At 71.7% G+C, this 8,240-nt stretch carries 6 protein-coding genes and 1 pseudogene; 4 read left to right on the top strand and 3 right to left on the bottom strand.

Features of this window, described 5'->3' with window-relative positions:
- Window positions 1-339: 339 nt before the first annotated feature.
- Window positions 340-906: a TetR/AcrR family transcriptional regulator gene (locus tag O3Q52_RS43800; protein ID WP_269654097.1), complete on the top strand. Its 567-nt coding sequence runs from the start codon at window positions 340-342 to the stop codon at window positions 904-906.
- A 152-nt stretch (window positions 907-1,058) separates the two neighbouring features.
- Here the strand turns inward: O3Q52_RS43800 and O3Q52_RS43805 are convergent, their stop codons facing one another.
- Both O3Q52_RS43805 and O3Q52_RS43810 read right to left on the bottom strand, forming a co-directional pair.
- The gene (locus O3Q52_RS43805; RefSeq protein WP_269654098.1) at window positions 1,059-2,027 is read right to left on the bottom strand and encodes a DeoR/GlpR family DNA-binding transcription regulator; all 969 of its coding nucleotides are present in this window, start codon (window positions 2,025-2,027) and stop codon (window positions 1,059-1,061) included.
- A gap of 190 nt (window positions 2,028-2,217) precedes the next feature.
- Complete coding sequence (locus O3Q52_RS43810; RefSeq protein WP_269654099.1) at window positions 2,218-3,666, bottom strand: NAD(P)H-quinone dehydrogenase; 1,449 nt, start codon at window positions 3,664-3,666, stop codon at window positions 2,218-2,220.
- 162 nt (window positions 3,667-3,828) lie between these two features.
- On the opposite strand from O3Q52_RS43810, the gene O3Q52_RS43815 reads away from it, so the two are divergent.
- From O3Q52_RS43815 to O3Q52_RS43825, 3 genes are all read left to right on the top strand, one after another.
- Window positions 3,829-4,266, top strand: a complete 438-nt coding sequence (locus O3Q52_RS43815; protein WP_055615596.1) for a gamma-glutamylcyclotransferase — start codon at window positions 3,829-3,831, stop codon at window positions 4,264-4,266.
- Window positions 4,267-4,420: 154 nt separating this feature from the next.
- Complete coding sequence (locus O3Q52_RS43820) at window positions 4,421-5,245, top strand: purine-nucleoside phosphorylase (protein ID WP_269654100.1); 825 nt, start codon at window positions 4,421-4,423, stop codon at window positions 5,243-5,245.
- 260 nt (window positions 5,246-5,505) lie between these two features.
- A complete protein-coding gene (locus O3Q52_RS43825; protein WP_269654101.1) occupies window positions 5,506-7,137 on the top strand; it encodes a phospho-sugar mutase in 1,632 nt (543 codons plus the stop codon).
- A gap of 544 nt (window positions 7,138-7,681) precedes the next feature.
- Here the strand turns inward: O3Q52_RS43825 and O3Q52_RS43830 are convergent.
- Window positions 7,682-8,240: pseudogene (locus O3Q52_RS43830) on the bottom strand (hypothetical protein); the annotation flags it as partial.

Consider the following 8,240-nt stretch of genomic DNA (forward strand, 5'->3'; position numbering starts at 1 on the left):
GCCCACCGCTCCGGCACCGTCAAGGCCCTGTCCGCCGAAGTCGGCGCCTCCGTCACCTCCGGCGCCCTCATCTGCGAGATCAAGGACTGACCCCCACACACCACCCCGAGGCGCCCGACGAACAGGATTGGCCTGTCCGTCGGGCGCCTCGGGTTCAGAGCCCGGTCAAGGGCCGCGCCCCGTCAGGGGCGCGGGGCTGTGACATATGCGGCTCCGCCGCGTGGGCGCGACCAGCCACAACGCACCCGCAGCCCCCGGACGACAACAATGGGGCAGACGAGATGGGCATCGGGCAACCACATCCCACCCCCGGCACGTAGAAGAGGCGAGGTGAACCACATGGCCAAGCCACCGGCAGGTATGCGAGCCGACGCACGCCGCAACCACGACCGGCTGGTCTCCGAAGCGCGGACCACGTTCGCGGAGTTCGGCGCGGACGCCTCCCTGGAGGACGTGGCCAGAAGGGCCGGAGTGGGCATCGGCACGCTCTACCGGCACTTCCCGAACCGCCACGCGCTGCTGAGCTCGGTCTTCTCGGACGCGGTGAGCGATCTCCTGGACCTCTCGCGCGAACTGCTGGACGACCCACAGCCGTGCACGGCGCTCGTGGCATGGCTGCGCGCCATCATCACTCATGCGGGTGAGTACCGCGGTCTGTCGCGGGCGCTCATGGCGGCCTCGCACGACGACGCCTCGGAACTCGCCAGGTGCAGCGGTCCGATGCGTGAGGCGGGCAGCGCCCTGCTCGCCCGGGCGCAGCGGGCGGGCGCCGTGCGCTCCGACGTCTCCATCGGCGACCTGCTCCAGCTGACCAACGCCATCGCGCTGGCGGCCGAGGAGACCCCGGACGATCCGGAGTTGGCCGACCGCCTGCTGACACTGACCCTGCGGGGCCTCAAGGCCTGACGCCCCGCACACCGAGCACACGTACGTACCAACACACGCCCCGCCGACACACGTACACGGACGAAGTAAGTACGCACTGCCGTACTGCCGTGGCCGCGCTTCCTGACGTACGAACTGGACCGTCGTCCGTCAGGATCCGGGCCGGCCGCCCGTCAGCGTCGGCGCAGGTCCGCGACCCGCGCCCGCTCGCTCTGGGGCTGTTCCCGTTCCCCCAGAACCGCGGCCGCACTGCGCAACTGCGGGCCTCCGCCGGGGACCTGGCCACGCCTGGGGCCGGGGAGGGGCACGTCCCGGCGTGGCGGCTGACGCCCCGCCGGGACCGTATCCCCGCCCGCACCACCGGCTCCGGCCACCGCGATCTGTACGCCCTGATCCGCCAGGGCCTGCAGTTCGGTGCCCGCGCGGTCGTCGTGATCACCCGGCTCGTCGGTGACGAGCCGGGTGATCACGTCGGTCGGCACGGTCTGGAACATCGTGTCGGTGCCGAGCTTGGTGTGGTCGGCGAGGACGACGACCTCGGCGGCCGCCTGCACCAGCGCGCGGTCGACGGACGCCGACAGCATGTTGGAGGTGGACAGGCCGCGCTCGGCGGTCAGTCCGCTCCCCGACAGGAAGGCCCGGGAGACCCGCAGCCCCTGGAGGGACTGCTCGGCCCCGCTGCCGACCAGGGCGTAGTTGGAACCGCGCAGGGTGCCGCCGGTCATCACCACCTCCACGCGGTTGGCGTGGGCCAGCGCCTGGGCCACCAGCAGGGAGTTGGTGACGACGGTCAGACCGGGGACCCGCGCGAGTCGGCGGGCCAGCTCCTGTGTCGTGGTTCCCGCCCCCACCACAATGGCCTCGCCCTCTTCGACGAGACTTGCGGCGAGATCGGCGATGGCCGTCTTCTCGGCGGTCGCGAGATGAGATTTCTGCGGAAAGCCGGACTCCCGCGTGAACCCGCCCGGCAATACCGCACCGCCATGCCGGCGGTCGAGGAGTCCTTCTGCCTCCAGTGCGCGCACGTCCCGCCGTACGGTCACTTCGGAGGTCTGGACGACGCGGGCGAGCTCACGGAGCGACACGGCCCCATTCGCTCGCACCATTTCGAGGATCAATTGGCGACGTTCTGCAGCGAACACGAAACTGACAGTAACCCCAACGACCGTCTGCTTTCAGCAGTTTGCGCCGAATAACAGAAGTTGTTCGCACCGCAGGGCACGAAGTGGTATACGCGCCTAATCGCGGCGCCTATGCCATACGAATGGGCCGCGACTCACCGTCACCAACGGCCGACGAACCCCGTGACCAGCGGGGAACCGTCTTTCGCCGTCAGGATTCGCCCTCGGTCTTCCGGGTGTGCAGCTGCCGGGCCACCTCGGCGATCGACCCCGACAGGGACGGGTACACGGTGAAGGCGTTCGCGATCTGTTCGACGGTCAGGTTGTTGTCGACCGCGAGCGAGATCGGGTGGATGAGCTCCGAGGCGCGCGGCGAGACGACCACACCGCCGACGACGATCCCGGTGCCCGGGCGGCAGAAGATCTTGACGAAGCCGTCGCGGATGCCCTGCATCTTGGCGCGCGGGTTGCGCAGGAGGGGCAGCTTGACGACCCGGGCGTCGATCACGCCGCCGTCGACGTCCGCCTGGGAGTAGCCGACGGTGGCGATCTCGGGGTCGGTGAAGACGTTCGACGAGACCGTCTTGAGGTTCAGCGGGGCGACCGCGTCGCCGAGGAAGTGGTACATGGCGATACGGCCCTGCATGGCGGCCACGGAGGCGAGCGCGAAGATGCCGGTCACGTCACCGGCGGCGTACACGCCCGGGGCGGTGGTCCTGGAGACCCTGTCGGTCCAGATGTGGCCGGACTCCCGGACCTTGACCCCGGCCTCTTCGAGACCCATGCCGTGGCTGTTCGGGATGGCGCCGACGGCCATCAGACAGTGCGAGCCGGTGATGACCCGGCCGTCGGCGAGCGTCACCTCGACGCGGTCGCCGACACGCTTGGCGGACGCGGCGCGCGAGCGGGCCATGACGTTCATCCCGCGCCGCCGGAAGACGTCCTCCAGGACGGCGGCCGCGTCCGGGTCCTCGCCCGGCAGCACGCGGTCGCGGCTGGAGACGAGCGTGACGCGCGAGCCGAGGGCCTGGTAGGCGCCGGCGAACTCGGCACCGGTGACACCGGAGCCGACGACGATGAGCTCCTCGGGCAGCTCGTCGAGGTCGTAGACCTGCGTCCAGTTGAGGATCCGCTCCCCGTCCGGCTGCGCGTCGGGCAGCTCGCGGGGGTGCCCGCCGGTGGCGATGAGCACGGCGTCGGCGACGAGCGTCTCCTCGCTGCCGTCGGCGGCCCGTACGACGACCTTGCGCGAGCCGTCCAGGGCCTGCATGCCTTCGAGCCGCCCGCGGCCGCGGAGCACCCGGGCCCCGGCGCGCGTCACGGAGGCGGTGATGTCGTGCGACTGGGCGAGCGCGAGCCGCTTCACACGGCGGTTGACCTTCCCGAGGTCGACACCGACGACCCGCGCGGGCGTGTCGATGTGAGGAGTGTCATCGGCGACGATGATCCCCAGCTCCTCGTACGACGAGTCGAAGGTGGTCATCACCTCCGCCGTCGCGATCAGGGTCTTCGACGGGACGCAGTCGGTGAGCACCGACGCCCCGCCCAGACCGTCGCAGTCGACGACGGTCACCTCCGCGCCGAGCTGGGCGGCCACCAGGGCCGCCTCGTATCCGCCGGGTCCGCCACCAATGATCACGATCCGAGTCACGTACTCCATTGTCCCGCACGCTTCAAGGTGCTTCCGCCCGGGGGGCTGCCGACGGGGCGGGGATCACGGAATCCGGGCGGTGCGGGTACGGGATCCCGGCGGCCCGGATACGAAATCCCGGTGCTCCGGTTACGGGAGAGGCGTACGCGTTCGCTGCCGTACTCTCGATCCATGTCGCTCTACGCCGCGTACGCCGGCAATCTCGACCCGCGGCTCATGACGCGCCGCGCTCCGCACTCGCCGCTGCGCGCCACGGGGTGGCTGAACGGCTGGCGGCTGACGTTCGGCGGCGAGCACATGGGCTGGGAGGGCGCGCTGGCCACCATCGTCGAGGCCCCGCGCTCGCAGGTCTTCGTCGCCCTGTACGACATCGCACCCCCGGACGAGGAGTCCATGGACCGCTGGGAGGGCGTCGGCCTGGACGTCTACCGGCGGATGCGGGTACGGATCCACACGCTGGAGGGCGAGGAGGCCGCGTGGGTCTACGTCCTCAACGGCTACGAGGGAGGGCTCCCCTCGGCCCGCTACCTCGGCGAGATCGCTGACGCGGCCGAATCGGCGGGCGCCCCCCACGACTACGTGATGGAGCTGCGCAAGCGTCCCTGCTGACGCACGGGCCCGCGTTCGTCTCCCGCGCGGGTCTCCGTCCCCGGGCGGCTTTCGCGGTCTTCGCCGCCTTCGGCGGAAACAACAAGACAACGATCGCAATCCCGTGACCATCACCATCTACGCGCGTAGGCCCGGACCGGCTACCCTCGTGCGCGTGAACGCATCTCTTCTTCCGGACGACATCCAGGGCGACCCGTACGCCGCCGCCGACGCCGCCGCCGTGCGCGTACGGGAACTGACGGGCGCCGAGACCCACGACGTCGCTCTCGTGATGGGCTCCGGCTGGGCACCGGCCGTGGATGCCCTCGGCGACCCCGCGGCCGAGTTCCAGGTCACCGAGCTGCCCGGCTTCCCGCCGCCGGCGGTCGAGGGACACGGCGGCAAGGTCCGCTCGTACGAGATCGGCGACAAGCGCGCGCTCGTGTTCCTGGGCCGCACCCACTTCTACGAGGGCCGCGGTGTCGCCTCCGTCGCGCACGGCGTCCGTACCGCCGTGGCCGCCGGCTGCAAGACGATCGTGCTGACCAACGGCTGCGGGGGGCTGCGCGAGGGCATGCGGCCCGGGCAGCCGGTCCTCATCAGCGACCACATCAACCTGACGGCGGCGTCGCCGATCGTCGGCGCGAACTTCGTCGATCTGACCGATCTGTACTCGCCGCGGCTGCGCGCGCTGTGCAAGGAGATCGACGGGACCCTTGAGGAGGGGGTGTACGCGCAGTTCCCCGGGCCGCACTATGAGACGCCTGCGGAGATTCGGATGGCGCGGGTCATCGGGGCGGACCTGGTCGGGATGTCGACGACTCTTGAGGCCATCGCGGCGCGTGAGGCGGGGGCGGAGGTGCTCGGCATCTCCCTCGTCACCAACCTCGCCGCCGGGATGACCGGGGAGCCCCTCAACCACGAGGAGGTCCTCCAGGCGGGCCGCGACTCGGCCACCCACATGGGGGCGCTGCTGACCCAGGTTCTGGACCGGCTGTAGTTCCCGTCGCCTACTCGGGGGCCGGCCCCCGAACCCCCGCTCCTCAAACGCCGGAGGGGCTGAAGATTTCGGGGGCTGGGCTAAAGACCTCGGGGGCTGGGCTGACTTCTACAGCCCAGCCAGGCACATCTCAGCCCGTCCGGCGTTTGAGGACGAGGCCGTTCAGGCCGATAACGGGGGTCTGGGGGCGGAGCCCCCAGAAAACAGGACGGCTAGGCGGCACCACAGCTCAACAGGACGAAGAGAGAGGTTGACCCGACGTGCAGGACGGACTCACCGCACGGGCCGAGGCATGGCTGGCCGAGGACCCCGACGCGGAAACCCGTGAGGAACTCGCCAAGCTGATCGACGCCGAGGACACGGCGGAGCTCACCGCACGCTTCAGCGGCACCCTCCAGTTCGGCACAGCCGGCCTGCGCGGCGAACTCGGCGCCGGCCCGATGCGCATGAACCGCTCGGTCGTCATCCGCGCCGCCGCGGGACTCGCCGCGTACCTCAAGGCCAAGGGACAGACGGACGGCCTGGTCGTCGTCGGCTACGACGCCCGCCACAAGTCCGCCGACTTCGCCCGCGACACCGCCGCGGTCATGACGGGCGCGGGCCTGCGCGCCGCCGTACTCCCCCGCCCCCTCCCCACGCCCGTACTCGCGTACGCCATAAGGCACTTGGGCGCGGTCGCGGGCGTGGAGGTGACGGCCAGCCACAACCCGCCGCGCGACAACGGCTACAAGGTGTACCTCGGCGACGGCTCCCAGATCGTGCCCCCGGCGGACGCCGAGATCGCCGCGGAGATCGCCGCGATCACGAGCCTGGCCGGCGTCCCCCGCCCCGACAGCGGCTGGGAGACCCTCGACGACAGCGTCCTGGACGCCTACCTGGCCCGTACGGACGAGGTACTGGCCGCCGGCTCCCCGCGTACGGCCCGCACGGTCTACACGGCGATGCACGGCGTCGGCAAGGAGACCCTCCTGGCGGCGTTCGCCCGGGCCGGCTTCCCGGAACCGGTCCTCGTCGCCGAGCAGGCCGACCCCGATCCGGACTTCCCGACCGTCGCCTTCCCCAACCCGGAGGAGCCCGGCGCGATGGACCTGGCCTTCGCGAAGGCCCGCGAGACGGACCCGGACCTGATCATCGCGAACGACCCGGACGCGGACCGCTGCGCGGCGGCCGTCAAGGACGGCGGGGACTGGCGCATGCTGCGCGGCGACGAGGTGGGCGCGCTCCTCGCCGAGCACCTCGTCCGCCGGGGCGCACGCGGCACGTTCGCGGAGTCGATCGTCTCGTCCTCCCTGCTCGGCCGGATCGCCCAGAAGGCGGGCCTGCCGTACGAGGAGACGCTGACGGGCTTCAAGTGGATCGCCCGCGTGGAGGGCCTGCGGTACGGCTACGAGGAGGCGCTGGGCTACTGCGTCGACCCCGAGGGCGTACGGGACAAGGACGGCATCACGGCGGCTCTCCTGATCACGGAACTGGCCTCGGAGCTCAAGTCCGGGGGCCGTACCCTCCTCGATCTCCTCGACGACCTCGCGGTCGAGCACGGGCTGCACGCCACGGACCAGCTCTCGGTCCGTGTGGACGACCTGTCCCTCATCTCGGACGCGATGCGCCGTCTGCGCGAGCAGCCGCCCACGCTCCTCGCGGGCCTGTCCGTCACGAAGGCCGAGGACCTGACGAAGGGCACGGACACGCTCCCGCCCACCGACGGCCTGCGCTACACGCTGGACGGCGCCCGCGTCATCGTCCGCCCCAGCGGCACGGAGCCGAAGCTGAAGTGCTACCTGGAGGTCGTGGTCCCGGTGGGCACCCACGACAACCTCCCGGCGGCCCGCGCGAAGGCGACGGAACTCCTGACGACGATCAAGCGGGACCTGTCGGCGGCCGCGGGCATCTGAGGACCCGACGGATACCCGACGGGGGTCGCGTCACCGTGGCCCCCGTCGGACACCCCTGTCAGCAGTCGGGCGTCACAAGCCGTACCTGCTCTCGCGGGCGGGTTCCACTGGTCGGCGGCCTTCGCCGGGGACACCGACGTGAGGGGCGAGGCGACCAGCGCGATCAGCGCGGCGAGAACGGTGACCGGCCGCGCCAAGTAGCTGTGCACGGTGAACTCCCTTGGTGGGGGACGGGATTTCACCCTCGGGTCGCCGCCGACTCCCGCGAAGGTTGCCGGTCGGGCGTACCCGGCGCCGACGGCTCCGGCTGTTTCCGGCCGTACTCGTCCCCGCCCTGGTTCACCGGGAGTTGGGCCGCCGCATCCTTCCCGGCTGCCTGCCCCCGCCCCGTCCGCCCCACTATGGAAGCGGTGTTCGGCCGCTGCCGCATCCCCCCGTGGCATCGACCGTCACCCGTGTCCCGCCTTCCCCTGTCCCACGGCGGGCGCGCCACAGGACCGGACACGGGGGTGTCCCGGCGCCGGCCCTCCGGGCGCCGGACGAGTCAGACACGCATCAGATAGCTGAAACCCGTGTCCGGTCCCACGCAGGACTGCAGGGTGAGGTCGCCCCAGTACAGACCGGCCGCCGGGGCGCCGCGGCCGGGGGTGACGTAGGTGGCGTACACGCGGTACGTCCAACTCCCGCGCGGGGAGCGGACGGTGACCGTCGAGCCGACCGGGAGCGTCGCGAACCGGTCGAAGCCGCAGTAGTCGTGGCCGACGAGCACGGCGGTGCGCAGCCGGTAGCCGTTCTCGGTGCCGAGGACGGGTCCGGTCCACTGGACGGCGTCCTGGCAGGCGTCGACGGCGTCCTGGCCGCCTCGGACGACCCGCGCGGACCAGTTGCCGATGGTGATGACGGTGTCCGTACGGGCCCGGGACGGGACGCCGGGCCCGCCACGCCCCTCCGGGGAGGGCGAGGTGGTGCGCGGTGCCGTTGTCCCCGTCCCGGTCCGTGGGGGCGCGGGACGGGACAGGTCGGAGCCTCGCACCCGGCCGGTGGCGGACGGCGACGGGCTGCCGGGGTCACGGTCGGAGGGCGTCGTGGGCCGCGGGGCGGGC

This window comes from Streptomyces sp. ActVer, assembly GCF_027270795.1.
GTDB lineage: Bacteria > Actinomycetota > Actinomycetes > Streptomycetales > Streptomycetaceae > Streptomyces > Streptomyces umbrinus_A.